This is a genomic window from Streptomyces sp. O3 (assembly GCF_054788135.1).
The window spans coordinates 1-253 of record NZ_JBTVYK010000217.1; the positions used below are offsets into that span (position 1 = coordinate 1).

Sequence of the window (253 nt, forward strand, 5' to 3'; positions counted from 1 at the left end):
GGTTGGTTCCGTGCGACGGTAAGGAATGTCCAGTTTGTCTAATTCTTTGGCAACTTGGTCGGTTGTGCGAAATTCTTGCCATTGGAGTTCGGGATGCATGTGCAAATCACGGCGGAAGGCAATCATTTCACTTTCGTTATTTAAAACTATTTGTTTTATTTTCTGATTCATTCGCGCTTTCCTCCGTCCATTTTTTTACTGTCTTGAGTACGACTTCAATTCCTTTTTGTAGCTTGTCGTAATCGGTCCATTC

General features: G+C 41.9%; 1 pseudogene. It reads right to left on the reverse strand.

The features are described 5' to 3' along the window. A pseudogene (locus tag ACX6XY_RS30420) lies at positions 1-132 on the reverse strand (amidohydrolase); the annotation flags it as partial. Positions 133-253: the final 121 nt, after the last annotated feature.